The sequence below is a fragment of the Mycobacterium sp. 1245499.0 genome (assembly GCF_001673615.1).
GTDB classification, from domain to species: domain Bacteria; phylum Actinomycetota; class Actinomycetes; order Mycobacteriales; family Mycobacteriaceae; genus Mycobacterium; species Mycobacterium europaeum_A.
The window spans coordinates 1-22,824 of the sequence record NZ_LZMG01000296.1; the positions used below are offsets into that span (position 1 = coordinate 1).

At 68.6% G+C, this 22,824-nt stretch carries 21 protein-coding genes, 3 tRNA genes and 2 pseudogenes; 16 read left to right on the plus strand and 10 right to left on the minus strand.

Annotated features, from left to right (window positions below; all coding sequences use genetic code 11):
• Together A5646_RS17640 and A5646_RS17645 are read right to left on the minus strand one after the other, a co-directional pair.
• The coding region (locus tag A5646_RS17640) for an HNH endonuclease signature motif containing protein (RefSeq protein ID WP_067023079.1) at positions 1 to 1,211 on the minus strand (1,211 nt) is incomplete at its 3' end.
• Between the two features lie 63 nt (positions 1,212 to 1,274).
• Positions 1,275 to 2,006: a TVP38/TMEM64 family protein gene (locus A5646_RS17645; protein WP_067023083.1), complete on the minus strand. Its 732-nt coding sequence runs from the start codon at positions 2,004 to 2,006 to the stop codon at positions 1,275 to 1,277.
• On the opposite strand from A5646_RS17645, the pseudogene A5646_RS30000 reads away from it, so the two are divergent.
• Positions 2,005 to 2,244: pseudogene (locus A5646_RS30000) on the plus strand (DUF2235 domain-containing protein); the annotation flags it as partial. The gene A5646_RS17645 and the pseudogene A5646_RS30000 overlap by 2 nt on opposite strands.
• A 41-nt stretch (positions 2,245 to 2,285) precedes the next feature.
• Here A5646_RS30000 and recD read toward each other — a convergent pair.
• From recD to A5646_RS17665, 4 genes are read right to left on the minus strand one after another with little or no spacing between them, the layout of a single operon-like run.
• Complete coding sequence (gene recD, locus A5646_RS17650) at positions 2,286 to 3,983, minus strand: exodeoxyribonuclease V subunit alpha (RefSeq protein ID WP_066881197.1); 1,698 nt, start codon at positions 3,981 to 3,983, stop codon at positions 2,286 to 2,288.
• A gap of 11 nt (positions 3,984 to 3,994) precedes the next feature.
• Positions 3,995 to 7,297 carry an exodeoxyribonuclease V subunit beta gene (gene recB, locus A5646_RS17655; protein WP_066881188.1) on the minus strand — a complete coding sequence of 1,101 codons (3,303 nt, stop codon included), beginning with the start codon at positions 7,295 to 7,297 and terminating at the stop codon, positions 3,995 to 3,997.
• Positions 7,298 to 10,594: an exodeoxyribonuclease V subunit gamma gene (gene recC / locus A5646_RS17660; RefSeq protein WP_066881186.1), complete on the minus strand. Its 3,297-nt coding sequence runs from the start codon at positions 10,592 to 10,594 to the stop codon at positions 7,298 to 7,300. It abuts the gene before it with no gap.
• Positions 10,595 to 10,632: 38 nt separating this feature from the next.
• Entirely contained in the window at positions 10,633 to 11,499 is an 867-nt protein-coding gene (locus A5646_RS17665; protein ID WP_066881184.1) for a cyclopropane mycolic acid synthase family methyltransferase, read from the minus strand.
• A 289-nt stretch (positions 11,500 to 11,788) separates the two neighbouring features.
• On the opposite strand from A5646_RS17665, the gene A5646_RS17670 reads away from it, so the two are divergent.
• The 3 genes from A5646_RS17670 to cynS all read left to right on the plus strand — a co-directional run bounded on the left by A5646_RS17670 (position 11,789) and on the right by cynS (position 13,801).
• On the plus strand, positions 11,789 to 12,304 hold the full coding sequence (locus A5646_RS17670; RefSeq protein WP_066869187.1) for a nitroreductase family protein: 516 nt from the start codon (positions 11,789 to 11,791) through the stop codon (positions 12,302 to 12,304).
• Positions 12,305 to 12,351: 47 nt separating this feature from the next.
• Positions 12,352 to 13,101: a class I SAM-dependent methyltransferase gene (locus A5646_RS17675; protein WP_066881195.1), complete on the plus strand. Its 750-nt coding sequence runs from the start codon at positions 12,352 to 12,354 to the stop codon at positions 13,099 to 13,101.
• 244 nt (positions 13,102 to 13,345) lie between these two features.
• Positions 13,346 to 13,801 (plus strand): cyanase, encoded by a 456-nt coding sequence (gene cynS, locus A5646_RS17680; RefSeq protein WP_066869190.1) that lies wholly within the window; start codon positions 13,346 to 13,348, stop codon positions 13,799 to 13,801.
• Positions 13,802 to 14,030: 229 nt separating this feature from the next.
• On the opposite strand, the gene A5646_RS17685 is transcribed toward cynS, so the two are convergent.
• From A5646_RS17685 to A5646_RS17695, 3 genes and pseudogenes are all read right to left on the minus strand, one after another.
• The gene (locus tag A5646_RS17685) at positions 14,031 to 14,726 is read right to left on the minus strand and encodes a crotonase/enoyl-CoA hydratase family protein (protein WP_066881182.1); all 696 of its coding nucleotides are present in this window, start codon (positions 14,724 to 14,726) and stop codon (positions 14,031 to 14,033) included.
• Positions 14,723 to 15,576: pseudogene (locus A5646_RS17690) on the minus strand (hypothetical protein). Before A5646_RS17690 ends, A5646_RS17685 begins: the two are co-directional and overlap by 4 nt.
• Positions 15,577 to 15,647: 71 nt before the next feature.
• On the minus strand, positions 15,648 to 16,361 hold the full coding sequence (locus tag A5646_RS17695) for an MBL fold metallo-hydrolase (RefSeq protein WP_066869198.1): 714 nt from the start codon (positions 16,359 to 16,361) through the stop codon (positions 15,648 to 15,650).
• Between the two features lie 76 nt (positions 16,362 to 16,437).
• On the opposite strand from A5646_RS17695, the gene A5646_RS17700 reads away from it, so the two are divergent.
• The 12 genes from A5646_RS17700 (at position 16,438) to rplA (ending at position 21,594) form a co-directional block, all read left to right on the plus strand.
• A complete protein-coding gene (locus tag A5646_RS17700; protein WP_066881178.1) occupies positions 16,438 to 16,644 on the plus strand; it encodes a type II toxin-antitoxin system VapB family antitoxin in 207 nt (68 codons plus the stop codon).
• Positions 16,645 to 16,789: 145 nt separating this feature from the next.
• Positions 16,790 to 16,862: transfer RNA gene (locus A5646_RS17705), tRNA-Thr, on the plus strand.
• Between the two features lie 52 nt (positions 16,863 to 16,914).
• Positions 16,915 to 16,988 (plus strand) — tRNA-Met (locus A5646_RS17710).
• 45 nt (positions 16,989 to 17,033) lie between these two features.
• Positions 17,034 to 17,201, plus strand: a complete 168-nt coding sequence (rpmG, locus tag A5646_RS17715) for a 50S ribosomal protein L33 (RefSeq protein WP_003898538.1) — start codon at positions 17,034 to 17,036, stop codon at positions 17,199 to 17,201.
• Positions 17,202 to 17,276: 75 nt separating this feature from the next.
• Positions 17,277 to 17,729, plus strand: a complete 453-nt coding sequence (gene hadA, locus A5646_RS17720) for a (3R)-hydroxyacyl-ACP dehydratase subunit HadA (RefSeq protein WP_369806957.1) — start codon at positions 17,277 to 17,279, stop codon at positions 17,727 to 17,729.
• A complete protein-coding gene (hadB, locus tag A5646_RS17725; protein ID WP_065156429.1) occupies positions 17,716 to 18,144 on the plus strand; it encodes a (3R)-hydroxyacyl-ACP dehydratase subunit HadB in 429 nt (142 codons plus the stop codon). The genes hadA and hadB overlap by 14 nt, the downstream gene beginning before the upstream one ends.
• A gap of 3 nt (positions 18,145 to 18,147) precedes the next feature.
• Entirely contained in the window at positions 18,148 to 18,648 is a 501-nt protein-coding gene (hadC, locus tag A5646_RS17730; RefSeq protein ID WP_066869205.1) for a (3R)-hydroxyacyl-ACP dehydratase subunit HadC, read from the plus strand.
• Between the two features lie 144 nt (positions 18,649 to 18,792).
• Positions 18,793 to 18,865: transfer RNA gene (locus A5646_RS17735), tRNA-Trp, on the plus strand.
• 95 nt (positions 18,866 to 18,960) lie between these two features.
• Positions 18,961 to 19,410: a preprotein translocase subunit SecE gene (gene secE / locus A5646_RS17740; RefSeq protein WP_066881176.1), complete on the plus strand. Its 450-nt coding sequence runs from the start codon at positions 18,961 to 18,963 to the stop codon at positions 19,408 to 19,410.
• Between the two features lie 61 nt (positions 19,411 to 19,471).
• The gene (gene nusG, locus A5646_RS17745) at positions 19,472 to 20,284 is read left to right on the plus strand and encodes a transcription termination/antitermination protein NusG (RefSeq protein ID WP_066881175.1); all 813 of its coding nucleotides are present in this window, start codon (positions 19,472 to 19,474) and stop codon (positions 20,282 to 20,284) included.
• Between the two features lie 47 nt (positions 20,285 to 20,331).
• The gene (rplK, locus tag A5646_RS17750; RefSeq protein WP_003873569.1) at positions 20,332 to 20,760 is read left to right on the plus strand and encodes a 50S ribosomal protein L11; all 429 of its coding nucleotides are present in this window, start codon (positions 20,332 to 20,334) and stop codon (positions 20,758 to 20,760) included.
• A gap of 126 nt (positions 20,761 to 20,886) precedes the next feature.
• A complete protein-coding gene (gene rplA / locus A5646_RS17755) occupies positions 20,887 to 21,594 on the plus strand; it encodes a 50S ribosomal protein L1 (protein ID WP_066881174.1) in 708 nt (235 codons plus the stop codon).
• An 11-nt stretch (positions 21,595 to 21,605) separates the two neighbouring features.
• On the opposite strand, the gene A5646_RS17760 is transcribed toward rplA, so the two are convergent.
• Positions 21,606 to 22,823: an RNA polymerase sigma factor gene (locus tag A5646_RS17760; protein WP_066881172.1), complete on the minus strand. Its 1,218-nt coding sequence runs from the start codon at positions 22,821 to 22,823 to the stop codon at positions 21,606 to 21,608.
• Position 22,824 lies beyond the last annotated feature (1 nt).

The following is a 22,824-nucleotide window of genomic DNA, read 5'->3' on the forward strand; positions in this document are numbered from 1 at the left end:
GGTGTGTACCACCACCAGTCGGCGCGTTCGCCGATCGGTCCCGGACACGGCGCCACGGTGGGCGGGGGTCCCGTGGGTGGGCGTGCCAGCGATCCCGGGCTCAGTACTTGGCCTTCGTCGTCGCGGACCACGAGTGCGTGTGCGGGTCCGCTGATGGTGATGACACCCCGATGATGTGACCGGTGATGGGAGGGGCAGACCAGGACCAGGTTGGCCAACTCGGTGGGGCCGCCGTCTTCCCAGTGCCGCAGGTGATGGGCGTGCAGACCGCGGGTGGCACCACAACCCGGCACCACGCAGGTGCGGTCGCGATGCTCCAGCGCGCGGCGCAGCCGCCGGTTGATCACCCGCGTCGCCCTTCCGGCACCGATGACCTCGCCGCGGCGTTCGAACCACACTTCACACGTGGCATCACAGGTCAGGTAGCGGCGGTCGGCATCGGAGAGCAACGGACCCAGATGCAGTGCCGCGGCGCGCTTGTCCATGTCGAGGTGCACCACCACGGTGGTGTGCTGCCCGTGCGGGCGTCGCGCCGCCTCGACATCCCAGCCGGTCTGCACCAGGCGCATGAACGCCTCGACAGTGCCCGGCAACGGCGGCCGCTGATCACCCGCGCCGGTGGCCTGATCGTGCTTCCACTCGGCGATCAGCGCCTCACGATGCGACGCCACCGCCGCGTCGAACTTCGCCGCATCGGGGTGCGGAAGCGTGATCCGGTAACAGCTGCCCTGCTCGGTGGCGGTCGCGGTGAACGTGCGCTCGACTTCGGGCCTGGGCTCGGGGTCCGGTCGCGGTTCCAGCTTGACCGCGGTACGCAACTGGTTCACCGTGGCCACCGCGGCGAGCTCGGCGTAATGCTCATCAGACCCTGTACCGGCCCGCGCCGCGATCACCCCAACCTGGTCCAGCGACAGCCGGCCCTCCCGCATGCCCGCCGCGCAGCGCGGAAACTCCTCCAGCCGGCTCGCGACGGTGGCGATCATGTGCGCATTCCCCGACGAACACCCCATCTTCCAAGCCACCAACGCCGGCACCGACCGCGCCCCGGTCATCCCGCACAACTCGTCGCGATCGATCTCGGCCACGATCTCCACGACGCGCCCATCAATCGCATTACGCTGACCCGTCAGCTCCGCCAGTTCGTCGAAGAGCTCCCCGAGACGTTCCTTCGGGGACGCTTCGACGCTGGCTGCAGTCGCGGTCGGAGACATGACGCCATCATCGCAGCCACCACCGACAAATCCGGGCCGCCCGCGACCGACGTTCCAGCGGCCCTAGGATTCGGACGCCGGGTTTCGCTCTCGCTCGTCGCCCGCGTGCCCACGCCATTTGCGGTAGCCGCGATGCGCGGCGAACGCGCCGACGATCGCGCTCACGCACCACACCGCAATCGCTGCGTAGGCCAGCGGCGACGACCGATTCCCGATCGACGCGCCCAGCGCGGTGTAGGCGAATGCCCGTGGCGCCGAACCGATGAAGGCCCCAACACCCATCTGCCACACCGGAACTCCGAAAGCCCCGAACGCATAGGAGGCCAGCGCATCGGAGATGCCGGGGACGAAGCGCTGGCCGACGACCGCCCACAACCCGCCGCGCCCGATCAGGGCGTCCATGCGATCGGCCCGGGCGCTGCCCAGCAGTGCGCGCGCGCTGTCGCGGCCGGCGCGACGACCGACGAAACTGGCGACGATCGCGGTGCCCACCGTCGCGCCCAGCGTCACGAAGACACCCAGCAGCGGACCGAACAGCAACCCACTGCCCGCGGCCAGTATCGAGCCGGGAACGAACAACGCGCCGACCACCGCCGAGACCGCCACGTAGGTCAGCGGCGCCGCCGGCCCGGTGGCCGACACCACGCCCCGGATCTCGTCGATGTTGATCACCCGCGCCACGGCCACCAGATAGAAGACCACGGCCAGAAACGCGGCGAACACGGCGAGCCGCGCGATGTGGGCACGCCGCGAGCCGGGCCGCGGTGCCGGTGCGGGAGCGTCGTCGTCGTCCATGTCGACCGTGATTCTTCCGCACCGCTGCCCGCCCACCCCATCCGGCCATTTCCAACACGGGGCGGTGCGGGGCCCCCGGGAACGCCGCTGGTTCGCTGTGCTGACCGAGAAGGCGTTCGGGTCGGGCCTGAAAGACAATGTGGCACAAGCATACTGGTACGTAATGGAGCACTGGCCGCCCGGCGACGCGGTGTACATATTCGGTTTCAGCCGCGGCGCACACACGGCGGGCGCGCTGGCGGGCACGCTCCCAAAGCGCTGGCCAGGCCGGCCCCGCACTTACCTGACCGACCGCAGCCGCTGCCGCAACCCGGTGGCCCGCAGCGCCCGGCGTTCGATCGCCGCGCGGACCGACGCCTCGGGGCCCACCACCCGCACCTTGGTCTTCGCGCGCGTCACCGCGGTGTAGAACAGTTCGCGCGTCAGCAGTCGCGAATCCTCCGGCGGTATCAGCACCGTCACCTCGTCGGCCTGGCTGCCCTGGCTCTTGTGGATGGTCATGGCGTGCATGGTCTCCACCTCGCCGAGGCGGCTGGTCGCGAAATCCAGCGGGCCGGTCGCGCCGGCGATGACGGCCCGCAGCCCGTCCGCGCCGGCCACCGTCACGCCCGTGTCGCCGTTGTAGAGGCGCAGCCCGTAGTCGTTCGCCGTCACCAGCAGGGGACGCCCGGCATACCACTGGGACCAGGCCGGCTGTCCGGTCGCTTCGCCAATCCACTTCTGCACCTGGCTATTCCAGTGCGTCGCGCCGTAGGGCCCCTCGCGGTGCGCACACAGCAAGCGATGTTCGTCCAAGGTGGCCAAGGCCTGTGGCACCGCGCCCAGCAGCGCGGCCGAGCGCAGCCGCAACGCGTGCGCAACCAGCACCTCACGCAACCGGCCGGCCGGGCGCTCGGAGTCCACCCACTCGACGTGTTCACCGCCTGCCGTCAACAACTCCAGGACACGGTCCGCGTCACCGACCCGGATCGCCTCGGCCAGGGCGCCGATCGACGTGCCGTATCGGTGCGGGGTGCGCAGGGCGGCCACCCGGACATCGTCGCGACCGGCCAACCCGTCCACCAGGTCGGCCAGCACCGCACCCGCTTCCACCGAGGCCAACTGGTCGGGGTCGCCGACCAGGATCAGCCGGGTGTCCGGCCGGACGGCTTCGACCAGCCGGGCCATCATGGTCAACGACACCATCGACGTTTCGTCCACCACGATGACGTCGTGTGGCAGCCGATTGCCGCGATTGTGCTTGAACCGCACCGACGTATCCGGCCGGGGCCCCAGCAGCCGATGCAGCGTGGTTCCCGGAAGACCCGTCAGCCGCGCCCTGTCCGCCGCGGGCAGCTCCTGGATTCCCGCGGCCACCGCTTCGGCCAGCCGGGCCGCCGCCTTGCCGGTCGGTGCGGCCAGCGCGATCCGGGGACGGGGCCGGCCGGCACGCTCGGCCTGTTCGACCAGCAGGGCGAGCAGGCGGGCGATCGTGGTGGTCTTGCCGGTCCCGGGCCCGCCGGTCAACACGGTCAGCGCCTGCGACACCGCGATCTCGGCGGCGGCCCGCTGCTCGTTGTACCCGGACGGGAAAAGCCGGTCGTAGGTGGCTGATTCGACGCTGGCGGGCGTCACCGAAAGCGCCAGCAGGTCGGTGCACACTTGCTCTTCCTCGAGCCAGTACCTGTCGAAGTACAGCAGATCCCCGAGCAGCCTCAGCACTGGCGGCGTCTGCAGCATTGCGTTGGCCCGCACCGCCGCCATCCAGTCGTCGGCCTCCGGCCAGGCCAGGTCGGGCGCACTCACCTGCGCGGGTACCGCGCGCAGATCGACGCACACCGACCCGCCCCGCAGCGCGCGCACCACCAGGGCGACCGCGAGCGCCACCCGCTCGTCGGGCTCGCCGGTGAGTGCCGTAAGCCGTTGCGCGACATGGATATCGGCGGTCTCGAAAACGCCGGCATCGGCGAACGTGCGCAGCAGCCCGGTCGCGAACATCGCTTCGACCGTCACGCGGCCACCCCCCGCGCGTCGAGCAGGTCCGACAGCGCCGCAACCAACGGCCAGGGCGGCCGCCAATCGAAGACCCCCGCCGGGTGGCCGTCGAGCACCGGCGTGTCGGCACCACACATGCCCCGCAGGAACAGATACAGGACGCCGCCGAGATGCCGGCTCGGGTCGTAATCCGCCAACCGCCACCGCAAAAACCGGTGCAGCACAGCGCAATACAGTAGCGCCTGCAGCGGATAGTCCGAATGCAACATCGCCTCGGCCATCCGTGGCCGGTCGTAGTCGGCGGCGGTCAGCGGTCGCTCCGGTTCCCCGAGCCGGTTCGTCTTGTAATCCACCACCACGAACCGGTGCCCGGTGCCGTCCGGAACGCGGAGCACGGCGTCGACGGAACCGGTGAGGTATCCGCGCAGCGACTGATCGCCCAGGCCCGGTTCGGCCAGCCGGTCGGCATACGATGCCAGCACGTCGTCGTGCGGCAGGTGCTCGCGCAACAGCGGCGCCAGATCCGCCAGCCGGACCGGGGTAGCCGTCGACCGACGGTCGCCGCCGGCCAGCGGCAGCTCAAAGTCCAGCTCGCGCAGGCGGTCTGACAATCCGATCTGGCGCAGCGTGATCCCGCCCGTCAACGCACCCAGCGGCGTGTCGTGCATCGGCACCATCGCCGCGGCCAGCTCCTCGGGGGCAACGGCAACCGGCCACCACGTTGAGTGCGTCCGGATGTGCGCCTCCAGCTCGGCGGCCAGGTCCGCAGCGAAGGGGTCGGCCGTCTCCAGCACGGCGTGCACCAGCGTGCCGAACGTGGCGCCCGCGGGAAGGTCGGCCATCGGCGAGGGCACGTCCGGCCCGGACACCGCGGACACCAACGGGATGTCGCCGGCTTCGTCGTCAAGCTCGTCGATTTCGGGTTCGCTGCCCACCCCGCTGGTTTGCGCCGCCCGGATCAGACCGGAATACGAGGTGCGCCGCCAGCCGGTGTCGATGCCGCGGTGGAAGTGGCGATTCTCCAGGCGCGCGGGCACCGGCCCGGCGGGCAGCGTCGGGGCCGCCGCCACCAGCGACTCCTCGATGACCGGGCCGCCGGCCGCCTCCCACTCGCGCAGCCGGGCCAGGGCGTCGTCGTCGGAGACCTTCGCGGGTTCGCACCGGTCCGGCACCACCGGCTCGCCGGGCCGGCGGCCGCGCAGCAGCCGCGACAGGCCGCCGTTGGGCTCGTAGTACGCCGGCGACCACCACGCCACCACCTGGGACTGCGCCCTGGTGAGCGCGACGTAGGTCAGGCGGCTGTCGTCGCTGGCGTCCTCTTTGCGGCCCAGTCGCTCAACGGTTTTGAAGTCGGGGCTGTCCTTGCCCCCGACGTGCAGGCAACGCGTGCCGTCCTCATCGTGGAACAGCACCACGTCGCTGTCCTGGGTGTTGCGATTGAACGCGAACGGCAGGTACACGATCGGGTACTGCAGGCCCTTGCTGACGAAGACGGTCATGATCTGGACGGCGGCGGCGTCGCTGTCGAGCCGGCGATTGCGTTCCGGCGCGCCGCTGCGCTCGTCACGCTGCCGGCGCAGCCAATCGCGCAGCGCGGGCAGGCTGTAGTGCTCGCGGTGCGCGACATCCTGCAGCAGCTGGGTGACATGGGCCAGGTCGGTCATGTGCCGCTCGCCGCCCTGCCAGGCGAGCACGCGGTTGCCCATGCCCAGCAATTGAGCGGCCTCGAAGATGGCCGCGACGCCGCGTTCGCGGGCGTGACCGGCCCACTCCCGCAAGGTTTTCGCGATCCGATCCGTGAGCGCGTCGCCGCCGGCCACCAGCGACTCGGCCGTCTCGCCGAAGAACATCGTCGCCGCGGCCGCGCGCACCATGCCGGGCCGGTGCGGTTGATCGAAGGCTTCCAGCAGGCACAGCCAGTCCTCGGCCGCCTCGGAGGTGAACACGTCGGAGTTGCCGGTGTAGACCGCGGGAACGCCCGCATCGCAGAGCGCGGTGAAGCAGGCGTGCGCGTCTCGGTGCTTCTCCACGATCACCGCGATGTCGCGGGCCTGCAGCGGTCTGCCGCCGAAGGTGGCACCGCTGGCCAGCAGCGCGCGGATGTCCGACGCGAGGTCCGCCCCGATGTGCTCGCGCACCTGGTCGATCGGAAGGTTCGCAATACCGCGGCGGCCCAACGTCTTCCGCGCCACCACGCGCAGCCGGAACGGCTCGTTGTGCGGCGCACCGGCGAGCCGGTGGCCGCGGTGATGCGCGTCGACGTCGTTCACGACGATCGCGGGGTCACCGAGCTGCGCGCCGCGCAGCACCACTTGCAACCGTTGCAGCAGCGCGGAGTCGCTGCGCCAGTTGGTGTCCAGCGTTTTGCGCTGGCCCGCCGTCTCGGCCGCCCGCAGATACGTGACGATGTCACCGCCGCGAAACGCATAGATCGCCTGCTTCGGGTCGCCGATGAGAATCACGGTGGAGCGCCCGCTGAACGCCCGGTCGATCACTTGCCACTGCACCGGGTCGGTGTCCTGGAACTCGTCGACCATGACGATCGGCCAGCGTTGATGCATGCGCAGCCGGGCGGGAGAGCCCTCGGTGGCCAGCGCCTCGGCCAGCCGGATCAGCAGGTCGTCATAGCCGAGCACGCCCAGCCGCCGCTTACGCGTATCCAGTTCGGCCAGAACATCATTGGCGAACCTGAGGCTGACGGCGGCCCGCGAGTCCGGATCCGGGTCGCGCGGCCGCAGCTGGGTCGACGGGTTCTTCACCACCTCGCGGGCCAGCCGCAGCGCCTCGCGGTAGTGCAGCACCGGATCGTCGCGTTCCTGGCCGAAGTGGGCCAGGTACAGATCGTCGACGATCTCGGTCACCAGGTCATCGAGGCTGTCGAGCAACGTCACGCTCGCGGCGGTGTCGCCGGCCACGCCGAGCGAGCGCAACACCAGCTGGCAGAACTGGTGGGTAGTGGCGATCGTCGCCGCGTCGAAACCGGCCAGCGCGTCACGGAGACGCTGCCGGCGCGCCGCGCGCTGCTCGTCGGTGCCCTCGAGCAGGTGCGCCACCACCTGGTTGTCGCCGACGGTCAACGGATCGGCGAAAGCGCGTACCGCGTCGACCATTTGACAGCGGACGCGTTCGCGCAGCTCCTGGCTGGCGGCCCGGCCGAAGGTGATGAGCAGCATCTGGTCCAGCGCCGCCACGCCCTCGGCGACATATCGGGTCACCAGCGAAGCCAGCGCGAAAGTCTTGCCGGTTCCCGCGCTGGCCTCCAGCACCGTGGTGGACCGCTCGGCCGGCAGCGGACCCAACAGGTCAAAGCGTTCCATCTACACCGGCTCCCGCTCGGCGCGCAGCATCGGCAGCCAGACCCGGGCGGCGTAGGCGCCGAGCCGGTTGTCCTCGCCGTCGCACTCCTCGCCCGGCCGCACGGGTTGCATCAGCTCGTCGAGCGGGGCTCCCTTTCCCCACGCCCGCACGTGCGCCGGGGCCTGGTCCTCACCCGGAAAGCGGTCACTGGATCTCCACCGGTAACGGGCCTCGGTCACCGGGTCCTCGCCGCCGTGCCGGGCGGCCGCCCAGGCGTAGGACGTCTTGATGGGCAAGGGAATCGGTTCACGCCGCCCGGCGTCGTAGACCGCCACCAGCTCGCGCAGTATCTCGGTGGCGTCCTCACCCTCGCGCGGCCGCCCCAGGCCCTCCACCCGGGTGGTGGTCCCCCGGCGCATGCGGCCGATGCACACCGCCGACCAATCCCGGCCGGGGTCATGAGCGACCAACGCCAGCAATGGGATCCACGATTCGAGCAGATGCTTGCCGTCCAGCCGGGAATACGTCACCGACACCAACCGGTCGCCGTACACCGGTGACACCGTGCCGGTGAGGCGTCGCCCGCCGCCGAGGTCGACGTCGACGTCGTAGGCGGCCGCCGGGCGCTGACTCTCCATGTGACGCATCGCCTCGCGCGCCAACAGTGCCGCCTGGTCCCGGATCTCGGTGACCTTGCGCCAGCCCAGCTGGCCCGGGGGCAGCGTGCCGCGGCGCCACTCGGCTTGCCGCGCATCGTCGGGTGTCATGCCGCGCAGGATGTCGCCCAGCATCCGGTCGCCGACCGTCCACTCCTCGAGGCCGTCGATGTCGACCGGGATCGCGTCCTGCACGCCGTCGACGTCGTAGGGCAGCGTGAATTCCAGCGCGCGGAAGAAGCCCTTGACCGGATCCTTGAAGAAGCCGACGAGGTCGGCGAGGATGACGTCGTCCGCCGGCGGTGGGGGCAGCGGCGCCGAGATGAATTTCGGTCGTGCGCTGTGGTCGCCGGCGGTGGCGCGTGCCGCGCGCAACACCGTGGGGTCGAAACTGAACGGCACGTCCGGCACCAGCCGGCCAGGGATCACATTGCGAATGTCGAAGGGCTGCAACGGATGTTGGACGACGATGCGGTCGCGCACCTTGACCGGCGTGGTCACGTCGAGGGTGTCGAGCAGTTCGGCCAGCGGCACCGCCGGGGGACGCGGCTGCCCCGAGTACTCGTTGGCGCCGGTGTAGGTGATGACCAATTTCTCGGTGGCCGCGCCGATCGCGTCGAGCAGCAGTTGCCGGTCCTCGGAACGGATGTCGCGTTCGCCGGTCATCGGGCAGCGGGCCAGCGCGTCGTCACCGTCGACGATGCCGAGCCGTGGGAACAGCCCGTCGTCGAGGCCCACCAGGCACACCACCCGGTGTGGCACCGAGCGCATCGGCACCATGGTGCACACCGTGAGGGTGCCGGTGCGGAAGTTGGCCCGGGTCGGCCGACCGGAGAGGCGCCGCGTCAGCAGCGCGCGAACGTCGGCCAGCCGCAGGGGGGTGTCGCCGCGGGATCCGGCGTGCGCGGCGGTCTGGGCGAACTCGCGTTGCATCTGACCGGTCTGCCAGGCGTCCGCATCGCTGACCCGGGTCAGCATGGTGACGCCGTCGGTCAGGGTGGCCAGCCATTCGGTCAGCGGCCGGGCGCCGGTGAGCGAGTCCAGGACATGCTGGAGCCGCGCGACGAATTCGGCGAACTGGCCGGCCAATTGGACGCGATTGCTGCTGACGTCGTCAAGTGGCAGCGTCGCGTCGATCCACGCGTTCGAATCGTCCGACATCGCGACGCCGGCCAGGATCCGGTCGATGCCGAAACGCCATGTGTTGTGTACGAAGTCGACGTGATAGGGCCGGCGATGCTGCTGATCCAATCCCCACCGGATGTTGGCCTGCCGGACCCAGCGGGTGATGGCCTCCAAATCGTCGTCGGTGAGCCCGAATTGCGCACGCACGGGCGGGGCCTGCGCCAGGTTGAGCACCTCGCTGGCCGTCACCCGGCCGGCCGCCAGCGCCAGCAGCTGCGCGGCCACCCCCAGCAGCGGATTGGTCTGGATCGGCGAGCGGTCCGCCAGCCGCACGCGCAGCTGGTGGGCCGGATGCGCGCCGTGCACCACGTCGCCCAGGCCGAAGTCGGCCACGATCAGCGGCGCGTAGGTCTCGATGTCCGGGCACATCACCAGGATGTCGCGCGGCTCGAGCGTCGGGTCGTCCTGCAACAGGCCGAGCAGCACCTCGCGCAGCACGTCGACCTGGCGGGCCGGACCGTGGCAGTTGTGGATCTGCACCGATCGGTCGTCGGCGGCCAGCGTGCGCCCAAGTGGGCGAACGGCATTGGCGGCGATGTCGGACTGCAGCCAGCCGAGCAGCGTGTCCGGGCGGACGTCGCCGGGTAGGTAGTCGTCCGTCCGCGCGTCCGCCGGCAGGCTGCGTTGCAGTTCACGCAGGTCGCGTCCCAGCGTCGCGAGCAGCGGATGGGACACCGCGCGATGGCTGACGTCGTCGCGCCGGGGAATCGCGCCATGCGCGCCGGCCAGCGCGCGCCACAGCTCGTCGCTGGGGTGCGGTAGCCACAGATGCAGCTCGTGGTGGGCGGCCACCGCCTCCAACAGCTCGACGTCGGTGCGGGCCAATCGGGTATGCCCGAACAGCGACAGCCGCGGCGGCAGCGCGCTGGGCGCCGCCTTCAGCCGCGCGATGGTCTTCCCGTGACGGACGTGCGGCGGGTCGGCGGCGACCCGCGCGACCAGCGCCCGCCACAGCTGCGGCTGCCAGTGCAGGTCCTCGTCGAGATCACCGATGTCCCCGTTGCCCCAGTCGACGAGCAGCTGCGGGCGTTGCCGGGCGTAGGAGTCGAACAGCCCGGCCAGCCGGCGCGCGACCTCGTATCGCCTGCCCTGGCGCAGCTCGGCCTCCGCGCCGGTGTGGAAATGACCGACATGCGATGCCAGCGTGCGGCACCACGGTTCGTCCAGCGAGCAGTCGATCGCCTCCAGCAGGGGCCACACCATGGCGTCCGGTGACCACGGATCGTCGTCGGCGGTGCCGGTGATCTCGGCGATCAACGAGCCCGGGCTGCGAAACGCCACCCCGGCGCACACCCCGTCGCCGCCGCGCGCGCCGAGCACATGGGACAGCCGCTGGCTGAGCCAACGCTCCACGCCGCGCGCGGGCACCACGACCAGTTCGGTGGCGAACGGGTCGGGCAACGGGTTGGCCAGCAGGGCGCCGAGGCCGTCGGCCAGGAGATCGGTGCGCTCGGCACGGTGCAGATGAAGCGGCATTGCGGTGTCACGATAAACCCCGATACCGACGCGGTGGCCTACTTCGCCAGCGTGAACTGGTTGACGTCGATGTATCCGGCCCGGAATGCGTCGGCGCAGCCCGTCAGGTACCGCATGTAGCGCTGGTAGACCTCTTCGGACTGGATCTCGACGGCCTCGCGGTGGTGCGCCTGCAAGGCCTCGGCCCAGTGGTCGAGGGTGCGGGCGTAGTGCAACCGCAGCGACTGCCTGCGTTTCAGGTTGAAGCCCATCTTCGAGGCGTGGAACTCCACGATCTCGATCGCCGGCAGCTGGCCGCCCGGGAAGATCTCGGTGGCGATGAACTCGTTGAAGCTCGTCTGCTCCTCGGTCATCGGCAGCTCACGCTCGACGATCTGCTGCGGGGTCAGCATGGTGATGGTGTGCAACAGCATCACCCCGTCCTCGGGCAGGGTGCGGTGGGCCATCGCGAAGAAGTCGTCGTAGCGGTCGTAGCCGAAGTGCTCGAACGCGCCGATGGAGACGATCCGGTCGGCGTACCCGTCGAACTCTTCCCAGCCGTGCAGCAGCACCTGCTTGCTGCGTTCGGTGTCCAACGAGTCGAGGAGCTTCTGCACGTGCGCGGCCTGGTGCTCGGACAGGGTCAGACCGATGACGTTGACGTCGTAGTTCTCCAGCGCGCGGCGCATCGTGCCGCCCCAGCCGCACCCGATGTCCAGCAACGTCATGCCCGGTCGCAGGCCCAGCTTGCCCAGCGAGAGGTCCATCTTGCGCAGTTGCGCCTCTTCCAGCGATATGTCCCGGTTGCGATCCCAGTACGCGCAGCTATACGTCATGGTGGGGTCGAGGAACAACCGGAAGAAGTCGTCGGACAGGTCGTAATGGGCCTGGACCTCTTCGAAGTGCGGCGTCAGGTGCTCTGCCACGGCGGGTACCCGCCTTTCTGACTCGGGGCCATTCGGTTGTTGACGAGCGGGCCGCTCATTTGGTTCACCCCGGCTTCCCGGAAACGCGATAGTCAAACCCAACCGGCCGGCAACCGCGGCCGTCTCGCGCAGAACGTGTTGAGCTGTGGCCCAAGGTGTTTGGCTGCGTTGGCGCCCGTGCACTCACATGTGTCGCGGCTAGACTGCGGGCGAACGCGCAATCGCCACCTGGGAATTCACCAGATCCTACGCCGGTTGACGCGGGAAAACAGTTACTGGAGGCAACCAGATGGAAGCTTGGGACGCGATTCGTGCACGTCGCAATGTCCGGGAGTACCAGCGCAAGCCGATACCGGCCGAGGACCTGGACCGCATCGCCGAAGCGGGCTGGCGCGCGCCCTCGGCGAAGAACCGCCAGCCGTGGGACTTCGTCATCGTCACCGACGGCGACCAGCTGGCCGAGCTGTCCACGGTCTGGCGGGGCGCCGGTCACATCGCCGGGGCGGCGGCCGCGATCGCCATCGTGGTCCCGGTGCCGCCCGACGAGCGCCGAGTGGTGACCGACAACTACGACGTCGGCCAGGCCACCATGGCGATGATGATCGCCGCCACCGACCTGGGGATCGGGACCGGTCATTCGTCGGTGGGCGAGCAGGACAAGGCGCGCGCCATTTTGGGCGTGCCCGACGAGTACCTGGTGGCTTTCCTGCTCGGCCTGGGCTACCCCGCCGATCGCCCGCTCGCGCCGATCCGCAAGCCGAACCGGCGGCCGTTCGCCGAGGTGGTACACCACGGCCGTTGGTAGCGCGCACGGTGAAAAACCTTCGGCGCCTTGGTCGTAAGATGATCGGCGTGCACGACCATCGCGGCGACTACGGAATAGACGGTTCCTTTCACACCGTGTCGCCGCGCGCGCAGGCAGTAGGCATCGCCGCTCAGGCTGCCGGCCTGGCCGCGTTCGCCGGAATCAGCTGGGCGCGCGGCAAGCGGCTGCGGGCGGCCTTGGCCGCGGTGTCGTCCGCCGGCGTCGCGGGCGCCGTCGCCCTGTACATGTACGCCACCCGGGCCGGAAAATTCGTGGTCTGGGACCGGGTTCTCAGCGACCTGCGCCTGGCGGGCGACGAAACCGTGCTCGACCTCGGCTGCGGCCGGGGCGCGGTGTTGCTGGCGACGGCCAAGCGGTTGCCCCGGGGCCGCGCGATCGGCGTCGACCTGTGGCAGGCCGACCAGACCGACAACTCCGAGCGGGCCACGCTGGCCAACGCGGTGGCCGAAGGCGTCGCCGATCGGATCGAATTGCACACCGCGGACATGACCGCGCTGCCCTTCGCCGACGTAAGCGTCGACGTGATCGTCAGCAACCTGGCCATCCACAACATCCCCGGCCACGCCGGCCGGCGCCGGGCGCTCGAGGAAGCCGCGCGCGTGCTGCGGCCGGGCGGGCGGCTCGCCATCGCCGACCTGTGGGAGACGCGCCAACACGCCGCCCGGCTGCGCGAACTCGGCTGGCGCAACGTGCGGCGGCGCAATCTCGGCTGGCGCATGTGGTACGGCGGCCCCTGGTTCTCCACCCGCTTGGTCACCGCCACCAAGCCGGAATGAGCCCGGGCGGGTAGGGAGCTGTATCCGGCAGGGGGTGGGTAGATATCGCCACCGTTTCAGCTAGCGCATGCGCTAGCTGAAACGGCGAAGCATCAGTGGTCCGGACACGGCTCGGCGCAACTACGCTTCCCTTGCCACCACGCGCTGGCCCAGCAGCAGGGGATCGACCACTTCAGCCATAACGTTTGAGTATGCCGAAGCGCGCGACTGCGCCGGGCCGGACCGCAGGGCATGCTTGAGCGCTATGAACAGAACCGAAATCACCGAACAGGTCGTTTTAGCCCGGCTCCGTCAAGGGCTGACGTGGCAGGAGCTGGCCGACGCGATCGACCGGCCGCTGCTGTGGACCACCGCCGCGCTGCTCGGCCAGCATCCGATTCCGGTGGAGCAGGCCAAGGTTCTGGCCGAAAAACTCAAGCTCGACGAGTCCGCGGTAGCGGTGCTGGCGGCGCCGCCCATGCGCGGCGGACTGCCCACCGCGGTCCCCACCGACCCCACCATCTACCGCTTCTACGAGGCCCTGCAGGTTTATGGCGGCGCCCTCAAGGAGGTGATCGCCGAGCAGTTCGGCGACGGCATCATGAGCGCGATCAACTTCAGCCTCGACGTGCAGAAGAAGCCGCACCCGTCCGGCGACCGTGTCGTGGTGACGTTCGACGGGAAATTCCTTCCCTATCAATGGGTTGCGGCCGACGACTGACACGGAGTTGCCGAGTGAAGTGACGGCACGCCGCGCACGTGCCAGACTGGCGTCGAGGAGGCGAGCTGAACGCGGTGGCGGCCATTGGCGGCCACCGCGTTCGCCGTTTCAGCTCATCAAGACCTGCGGGGTCCGCGTTCCCCACGGGTCCGCGATGCGATCTATGGTCATTCCGGTGACTTCCCCGGCAGCGGCACGCGAACCGAGGCGGGCGGACGCCCTTAGCAGATCACACGCCGAATTCGGCTTCGATCCCGTCGATGCCGGCGCGGATGGCCGCCAGGGCGTCGGCGCGGGCGCGCAGCTTGGTGGCGGCGTGCGCGCGCTGATGCAGCCCGGCGAACTCCCGCGCGGCCTCCTCGGCGCGGTCGACCACCACCTCGGGCAACACGATCTCGTCGATAAAGCCTGCGGCGAGGGCGGTTTCACCGAAGAAGGTCTTGGCCAGCCCGCTGGCTTGCTGGTAGGCCGACGGCGTCAACCGCAGCTTCATGATTTCCAGGGCGGCATAGGGGATGACCATACCGATCGCGACCTCGTTGGCCTGGATGTTGTACGCGTGCGCGGCAATTCGGTGATCACCCGCCGACAGCAAAAACGCCCCCATCGCGATGGCGTGGCCGGTGCAGGCCATCACCACCGGCTTCGGATGGGACAGCAGGCGATGCGCCAGCTCGAATCCGCCGCGCAGCATGTCGATCGCGGGCTGCACCTCGCCGGAGGTGAGGATCTTCAGGTCGAAGCCCCCGCTGAACACCCGCTCGTTCCCGGTGATCACCAGCGCCCCGACGTTGTCCGCCTCGGCCCGGTCGATCGCGTCGTTGAGCGCCTGCTGCATGGTCGGGCCCAGCGCGTTGACCTTGCCGTCGTCCATCTTGATGACGGCGATGGAGTCTTTGGTGCTGTAGTGAACCGGGGCGGTCATCGGTTGCTCCTTGCCGTCAGGCGGGCTGGCTGTGGTGTTTGCCCAGGTCGTCTTCGGCGTTACTCCAGCGCAGGCTGACATCGGTGGGTTCGTCGAGTTGGCGGGTGCGCCATCGGTCCTGGGTTTCCCGGACCGCGGCGTTGATCCGCTCGATCTCGCTGCGGAACACCTCGGGACGGGTTTCCTTGCTGGCGTAGTGGAAGTAGGTCAGCAGGCCGCGCAGCAGCTCCAGCTTCTCCTTCTCCCGCTTCGCCAGGTCATGGGTGGTCATCAACTCGATGCGCTGCACGGGCGGCAGAGCGTCCCAATCCAGCACCACGTCGGTCTGCAGCGGCGAACGCTCGCGCTGCCAGAACCGCCGGGCGTGCGGCCGATCCGGCCGGTCGTAATAGGTCACGGTGCCGGTGAAGCGGGATTCGATGCCGCTGCCGATCTCGGCGCGGTCGAGCGCGGAATCCCACACCATGCGCCATTCCTGGCCCGGGGCCAGCATCGGCAGCTCGCTGGGAAGCCGCAATTCGACGACGTCGGCGTAGCCGTCGGTGGCGTTTTCGTACTCGGCCACCGTGGGGGGATTGTCAAAGGAAAAGCTGATGTCGTAGGCCGCGGTCCGGCCGAAATTGCGGACCACCAGCTCGATCACGTGCCAGTCGGCCGAATGCGGCTCCATGAACATCGCGACGTGCGGGCGGGTCTGCTCGGCCGCCGCGCGGCGATTGCGGTTGATCTGGCTGTTGGTGAAGACCAGCGTGACCACTGCCAGGACGATCGCCGCCCACGCTGCCCACGCAATCCAGGTGCCGGACCCGACGTGCGTGACTTCATGCCAGCTGTCCTGGATCCAACCCATGGAATCCACCCTCCGCTTATATCACAGAAGGCGGCCGCCGGATGGCCATCACCGAGCGATCCCCGGGCCGCTCAGCCGCCCATCAGCATTCGCCATTGGTCGAGGTCCGCGGCCCGATACACGTAGTTGGAACGCTTGACCTCCGAGAGCGAGGCGCTGGGCTCCGCCGAATACCAATGGCCGGGAAACACGGTCGGGTCACCGGGCAGGGTCGCGAGCCGCTGCAGGCTGCGGTACATCTCATCGGAGTCACCGCCGGGGAAGTCGGTGCGCCCGCAGCCCTCCAAGAACAACGTGTCACCGGCGACCAGGCGGCCGTCGAGCAGGAAGCACTGGCTGCCCGGCGTGTGGCCGGGGGTGTGCAGCAACTCGATCTCGATGTCGCCGATGCTGACCTTGTCATGGTTCTCGTGGGAGGTCAGGTCGCTGCGGCTTATCCCGGTGACACGCGAAACCCACAGTGCCTCATGGGTATTGACGTGCACCGGCACCGGTGCCCGCTCCAGCAGTTCGGCCAGGCCCGCCAGCGCGAAGCCCATCATGGACCCGCCCACGTGGTCGGGGTGGTGATGGGTCACCAGCACCCCCGACAGGTGCATGCCGTCGGCCTCGAGCGCGTCGAGCAGGTCGCCCGCGGCGTACGCCGGGTCGACGACGACGCAGTCGCCGGTTTGCCGGTCGCCGATCAGGTAGGCGAAGTTGCGCATCTGCGTCGCCATCATGTCGCCGGCGGCGAAGTCGCGACCGGAGAGCAGTTGACGAAAGTACAGCCGGTCCTCTGGCACGTGACCAGACTAGGGCCTCGGCTCACACGGCCGGTTGCGGCCCGTTGGGCCGGTGTCCGCTGGGTATTGTTGGCGCATGAAGAAGAAGGTTGAAATCGAGCTGGACGTCGATCTGGTCGATGAGGCGATCCGCCGGTTTCATCTCCTCGACGCGCGCGAGGCCGTCAATCTCGCGTTGCGGACCCTGCTCAACGAAAGCGATTCCGTCGAACAGGACGACGAGTACGACGAGTTCAGCGACCTGGGCGCCTGGCAGCCCGGGCACCGGTCCGGCGGCAGCTGACGTTTGCCGCGGCTTCGCCGATCGCCGGGTGAGCCGCGGTTGCCCACGACCCGCCCCCAACGGGGCTTCGCGTGGTTTGGTTCCGCTGCAAGCCAGGCTGTACCCTCTTTTAGGCCCGCGCGGAGGAGATCGCTTCGGGTGCACGGCCCCCTTAGCTCAGTCGGTAGAGCGTTTCCATGGTAAGGAAAAGGTCAACGGTTCGATTCCGTTAGGGGGCTCGGCGGACGCCGAGCAGGCGTGGCGGCCCCGACCCCACAAGGGGTGGCCAGAGGCGATGTAGCTCAGTCGGTTAGAGCGAACGACTCATAATCGTTAGGTCGCCGGTTCGAGTCCGGCCATCGCTACAACACAACAGCAAAGCTTTATTCAGGAATTGAGAGAGAACCGTCATGGCTTCCAGTACCGATGTACGGCCGAAGATCACCTTGGCATGTGAGGTGTGCAAGCACCGCAACTACATCACCAAGAAAAACCGCCGGAACGACCCGGACCGACTGGAGCTGAAGAAGTTCTGCCCCAACTGCGGTAAGCACCAGGCGCATCGGGAGACACGCTAGCGGCCACCCGCGGGCGTTTACTCCGATTGACTAGGTAGTTTAAGAATCGTGCCGTTAAGTTCAAGCCTGGTGGGGATGCACTATCGCTACCCCGATCATTACGAGGTGGAGCGGGAGAAGATCCGCGAACACGCGACGGCCGTGAAAAACGACGACGCCTGGTACTTCGAGGAAAAGGCGGCCGCCGAACTCGGCTACAGGGGTCTGATCGCGCCGTTGACGTTCGTCTCCGTCTTCGGCTATCAGGCGCAGACAGCCTTCTTCAAGCACGCCAACGTCGCCGTCCAGGACGCCCAAATCGTGCAGGTCGACCAGGTGCTGAAGTACTTCGCTCCGCTGGTGGCCGGGGACAAGCTGTACTGCGACGTCTACGTGGACTCGATGCGTGTGTCGCACGGCACCCAGATCATCGTCACCAAGAATGTCATCACCAATGAAGCCGGTGACGTCGTGCAAGAGACCTACACGACCCTCGCGGGCCGTGCCGGCGAGGATGGAGAAGAGGGATTTTCTGATGCCACTGCGTGAGTTCAGCTCGGTGAAGGTGGGTGACCTATTGCCGGAGAAGACCTACCCGCTGACCCGACAGGACCTGGTGAATTACGCGGGCGTCTCTGGTGACCTGAACCCGATCCACTGGGACGACGAGATGGCCAAGGTCGTCGGCCTGGACACCGCGATCGCGCACGGCATGTTGACCATGGGCATCGGCGGCGGCTACGTGACCGCGTGGATCGGCGACCCCGGCGCCGTGACCGAGTACAACGTGCGGTTCACCGCCGTGGTGCCGGTGCCCAACGACGGTAAGGGCGCCGAGCTGGTTTTCAATGGCCGGGTCAAGTCCGCCGACCCCGAGACCAAGTCCGTGACCATCGCGCTCACCGCCACCACCGGCGGCAAGAAGATCTTCGGCAGGGCCATCGCGTCCGCGACACTCGCGTAGGCTATGGCGCTCAAAACAGACATCCGGGGGATGATCTGGCGCTACCCGGACTACTTCGTTGTGGGGCGGGAACAACTGCGCCAGTTCGCGCTTGCCATCAAGAACCGCCACCCGGCCCACTACGAGGAAGACGCCGCCGCCGAACTCGGCCACGACGCGATCATCGCGCCGCTGACCTTCGGGACCATCTTCGCCAAGCTGGTCCAGCTGGATTTCTTTCGGCACGTCGACATCGGCATGGAGACGCTGGTGATCGTCCAGGTCGACCAGCGGTTCGTGTTCTCCAAGCCGATCAAGGCCGGCGACAAGCTGTGGGCCCGCATGGACATCCTGTCGGTGGACGAGCGTTTCGGCGCCGACATCGTCGTCACCAAGAACATCTGCACCGACGACAAGGGTGAAGTGGTCCTGGAGGCCTACACCACGCTGATGGGCCAGTACGCCGACAACTCCGCGAACCTGCGCTGGGACCCGGACTCCGGTCAGGTCGTCAGAACGGCGTAATTAGTATCTGACTCTCGCGTCGATGTACACTCGGTCCTCGGGGTTTTCCCAGCATTAGCGCGCTTTCCGTGAGTCGAGCAATCGGAAGGCGCGCGTGTCATGTAAGCCCCGGTAGGTAAGCGCAGGTTGGCCTGCCAACCGCGAAGGGGCGTAGCTCAACTGGCAGAGCAGCGGTCTCCAAAACCGCAGGTTGCAGGTTCAAGTCCTGTCGCCCCTGCTAATGGCGAACGTCCTGGCATGGTGGACACTGGAAGAAGGTTCCCACCTTCGGCGGGATGGTTCGCGAGTGACTAGCAGACAAAGGAGCATGCGGTGAGCGACGAAGGCGATGTTGCCAACGACGCCGCAAGCGACGGCACTGACAAAGAGGACGGCCGCGCGAGCGGCGGTCGGACGGCGGTGGTGACGCGGCCCCAGCGCCCCACGGGCAAGCGGTCCCGGCAGCGGGCGGCCGAGGCCGGCGAGGACGCCGTATCGCCGGACGACGTCGAAGCCGCGACGCCGGAGAAGACCAAAAAGGGCGCCAAAGCCAAGAAGGCCGCCAAGCCCAAGAAGGCCGGCGACCACCGGGTCAACCCCTTCGTGTTCGTCTACAACTACCTCAAGCAGGTCGTTGCAGAGATGCGGAAGGTCATCTGGCCCAACCGCAAGCAGATGCTCACTTACACCTCCGTTGTGCTGGCTTTCCTGGCCTTCATGGTGGCGCTGGTCGGCCTGGCGGATTTCGGCCTGACCAAGCTGGTGCTGCTGGTGTTCGGCTGAGCGAGTGACGCCGCTTTTGAATGTGACGCCGCTTTTGAATGTGACAGAGAGGACTCAAACCGTGACTACCTTCGACGGTGACCCGTCCGCGGGTGAAGCGGTCGACCTGAAAGGGACCGACGAGGCCGCCGAGGCGCAGGCCACGGATACCTCTGCGGCCGCCGAGGTCACCGAGGCGACTGCGGACCAAGCTGTCGACGAGACGGCCGAGGCCACCGAGGCGCCCGAGGCGCCGGCCGAGGACGAGGACGTCGACCCCGCCGTCGCGCTCAAGGCCGAACTGCGCTCCAAGCCCGGCGACTGGTATGTGATCCACTCCTATGCGGGCTACGAGAACAAGGTCAAAGCCAACCTCGAAACCCGTGTGCAGAACCTCGACGTCGGCGACTACATCTTCCAGGTGGAGGTGCCCACCGAAGAGGTCACCGAGATCAAGAACGGCCAGCGCAAGCAGGTCAACCGCAAGGTGCTGCCCGGCTACATCCTGGTGCGCATGGACCTGACCGACGACTCGTGGGCCGCGGTGCGCAACACCCCCGGCGTCACCGGGTTCGTCGGGGCCACCTCGCGTCCGTCGGCGCTGACCCTCGACGACGTGGTCAAGTTCCTGCTGCCGCGCGGCGCGACGAAGAAGGCCGCCAAGGGTGCGGCCACCACGGCGGCCGCCGCCGAGGTCGGCGGGCTGGAACGTCCGGCCATCGAGGTCGACTACGAGGTCGGCGAATCGGTGACGGTCATGGACGGCCCGTTCGCGACGCTGCCCGCCACGATCAGCGAGGTCAACGGCGAACAGCAGAAGCTCAAGGTGCTGGTGTCCATCTTCGGCCGCGAAACCCCGGTCGAATTGACCTTCAGCCAAGTCTCCAAGCTCTAACCGGCGCATACGCCGGGCGTAAAACCAGGAAGGAACAGCACAATCTCATGGCCCCGAAGAAGAAAGTCGTCGGGCTGATCAAGCTTCAGATCCAGGCGGGGCAGGCCAACCCGGCGCCGCCGGTCGGGCCCGCGCTCGGTCAGCACGGCGTCAACATCATGGAGTTCTGCAAGGCGTACAACGCCGCCACGGAGAACCAGCGCGGCCAGGTCATCCCGGTGGAAATCACGGTCTACGAGGACCGCAGCTTCACCTTCGCGCTCAAGACGCCGCCCGCCGCCAAGCTGTTGCTCAAGGCCGCCGGCGTGGGCAAGGGATCGGCCGAGCCGCACAAGAACAAGGTCGCCAAGGTCAGCTGGGATCAGGTCAAGGAGATCGCCGAGACCAAGAAGGCCGACCTGAACGCCAACGACATCGACGCGGCCGCCAAGATCATCGCCGGCACCGCCCGGTCGATGGGTATCACCGTCGAGTAACACCCGCACCACCACCGTGGGAGGGCCAGCTTCGGCCCGCCGTCGGACGACGATGCAGGCCGGCAACGGCCTGAGGAGGAGTCCGACACCAGACAACCACGACCCAACATCGGATTGGATGAATCAATGAGCAAGAACAGCAAGGCATATCGCGCCGCCGCCGAGAAGGTGGACCGCGACAACCTCTACTCCCCGCTGGAGGCGGCCAAGCTCGCCAAGGAGACGTCGTCGAGCAAGCAGGACTCGACCGTCGAGGTGGCGATCCGGCTCGGCGTCGACCCCCGCAAGGCCGACCAGATGGTCCGCGGCACGGTCAACCTGCCGCACGGCACCGGTAAGACCGCCCGCGTCGCCGTGTTCGCCGTCGGCGACAAGGCCGAGCAGGCGCAGGCCGCCGGCGCCGACATCGTCGGCAGCGACGACCTGATCGAGAAGATCCAGGGCGGCTGGCTGGAATTCGACGCCGCGATCGCGACCCCGGACCAGATGGCCAAGGTGGGTCGCATCGCCCGGGTGCTCGGCCCCCGCGGCCTGATGCCGAACCCCAAGACCGGCACCGTGACCCCCGATGTCGCCAAGGCCGTGGCCGACATCAAGGGCGGAAAGATCAACTTCCGGGTGGACAAGCAGGCCAACCTGCACTTCGTCATCGGCAAGGCCTCGTTCGACGAGAAGGCGCTGGCCGAGAACTACGGCGCCGCGCTGGACGAGGTGCTGCGGCTCAAGCCGTCCGCGTCCAAGGGCCGCTACCTGAAGAAGATCGTGGTCTCGACGACGACCGGCCCGGGTATCCCGGTGGACCCCGCCGTCACCCGCAATTTCGCGGAGTCCTGAGCCCGGGCGGGTTATCCGCCGCACTCGACGATGCGCCGCCGCAGAAACTCGCGGCCCGGGTCCGATCCGTTGGACTCCAACGCGGCTCGATACCAGGGCAGCGCGTCGGCGGGTCTGCCGGCGCGCCGCAGCAGGTCGGCGCGCACGGTCGCGCTCAGATTGGTGCGGGTTAGCCGCGGGTCGCGTGCCACCTCGTCCAGGGCGGCCAGGCCGGCGTCGGGGCCGTCGCGGAATCCGAGGGCCAGCGCCCGGTTGGCGGCCACCACCGGCGAGTTGGTCAGCGCGAGCAGCCGGTCGTAGGCGGCGCAGATGGTGACCCAGTCGGTCTGCTCCCAGGACGGCGCCGTGGCGTGCAGCGCCGCGATCACCGCCTGGGGCAGATAGGGGCCCGTCGAGCCCTCAGCGTGACGCAACCGCTCGAGACCGCGCGCGATGCGGCCCCGGTCCCACCGGCGCCGGTCCTGGTCCTCGAGCGGCACCAGCATGCCGGCCTCGTCCACCCGGGTGGCGCGCCGCGAATCGTGCAGCAGCATCAGCGCGGACAAGGCGTGCGCCTCCGGCTCGTCGGGCAGCAGCACGCACAACTCCCCGCCCAGCCGGATCCCTTCGTCGCACAGGTCGTCGCGGACGGCCGAGGGGCCCGCGGTCGACCAATAGCCCTCGGTGAAAACCGAATAGACGCAACCGAACACGTGCGGTGTGCGCTCGGGCAGCAAGTCGGGGGGCGGCACCCGCAGCGGGATGTTGGCGTGCCGAATCTTATTCTTGGCGCGCGTGATCCGCTGCCCGATCGCCGTCTCGGTCTGCAGCAGCGCGCGGGCGATCTCGCCGACGGTCAAACCCGACACCAGCCGCAGCGTCAGCGCCAATTGTGACTGTCGGTCCAGCGCCGGGTGGGCGCAGGTGAACATCATCCGCAGCTCGTCGTCGCGAACCGGATGCGGTTCGGTGTGATCGGTGCGAGTCCGAATATCGTCGACCACCGCCGCCAATTCCTTTCCGGGACGCGCGGATTCGCGGCGCAGCCGGTCCCGGGCGCGGTTACGGCCGACGGTCACCAGCCATCCACCGGGGTTGGCGGGCACCCCGTCGCGCGGCCAGGTGCGCAACGCTTCGGCGCAGGCCTCCTGGACGGCGTCCTCGGCGACGGTGAGGTCACCCGACCACCGCGCGAGCGCGGCCACGGCCGGTCCCCATTCCCGGCGGAAGACGCCGTCCAGGTCGGCCATC